We start from the raw sequence: 1136 nt of genomic DNA, 5'->3' as shown, positions 1-1136 counted from the left end.
CTCACTTAGCACGGTTCTGCGAATCAATTGACTGGCATGCTCAGCTGACTCTTCCTCCCAAATCTCCCAACCGACAATTTTGCGACTATACAAATCCAGCACGAGATAAAGGTAGAAGAACAAGCCTTTAACCGGCCCTGGCAGCCACGTAATATCCCACATCCAGACTTGGTTAGGTGCGGTTGCTCGGTGACTGGTCAGCGGTTTCGCGGTTCGCTTCTTGCTCCGTCCACGATGCTGCTGCTGTTTATGCTTATGCATCACGCGATAAAAGCTCGATTCCGATGCGATATACGTTCCCTCATCGGCTAGCGCAGGGACAATTTGACTGGGAGGCAAACTTTGAAATTCCGGTTGATGAATGACGTCGAGTATCTGTTGCTCTTCATCCTCACTGAGCTTGTGGGCAGGCTTCGGACGTTTCGCATGCGGTCGCCCATCTTCACGTACACCATTCTGGCGCCATCGCTGTAAGGTTCTTTGCGTCAGCCCTAGTTCTTTACAGGCAAGTCGCTCTCTTGCCCCGGCATCAATCGCTTCTTGAATCAGTGATACGGCTAGCTGACGATCTGAGGCACTGATCATTCGTCCTCTTGGTCCCCCCAGATCGCTTGGGCCTTTTTTCTCAGCACCAATAAGGCAGCCGTTTCTGCGAGTGCTGCTTCTTTCCGCCGCAGCTCACGACTTAACGCTTTGTTCTCTTGCTCCTTTGCGCGGAGATCCTTTTGGAGCTTACTCGCTTGCTCAGCGATCCCGCCGTTGGCTTGCATACAAGCATCACGCCAAGCCTCTACCTGTTCGACGAACAACCCTTTAGTGCGGCAATATTCCGACAACTCAATCTCACTTAACGTAGCTGTTTCTACAACAATGGCGAACTTTTCACGCGTGCTCCATCGTTCTGTAGGTTGTCCACTGTTACCGCTGGGGGTGATTGCTCCATTCGACTTAGCTGCTTTTTTCCACTTATATAACGTCGTTTCCGATATGCCGTTCTCACGAGCGATCTGACTAACGGATTCATTATTCGGCGGCAACATTCGTTGCACAATACTCTGTTTCAATTTCTTGTTCACTGGCTTCATAATCTCTCACCTCGTCATCGTTATCCTCACTATACTTTGATTTGTGGGGTA

At 50.2% G+C, this 1136-nt stretch carries 2 protein-coding genes; both read right to left on the bottom strand.

What is annotated here, in order from left to right; all coding sequences use genetic code 11:
- The coding region (locus L1N85_RS27015) for a DDE-type integrase/transposase/recombinase (protein ID WP_235242100.1) at window positions 1-585 on the bottom strand (585 nt) is incomplete at its 3' end.
- The gene (locus L1N85_RS27010; protein ID WP_268818502.1) at window positions 582-1085 is read right to left on the bottom strand and encodes a transposase; all 504 of its coding nucleotides are present in this window, start codon (window positions 1083-1085) and stop codon (window positions 582-584) included. The genes L1N85_RS27010 and L1N85_RS27015, both read right to left, overlap by 4 nt.
- Window positions 1086-1136: the final 51 nt, after the last annotated feature.

The organism is Paenibacillus alkaliterrae (assembly GCF_021532375.1).
GTDB classification, from domain to species: domain Bacteria; phylum Bacillota; class Bacilli; order Paenibacillales; family Paenibacillaceae; genus Pristimantibacillus; species Pristimantibacillus alkaliterrae.
Note: the sequence above shows the minus strand (reverse complement) of the source record. Positions and strands in the feature narration are given on the sequence as shown.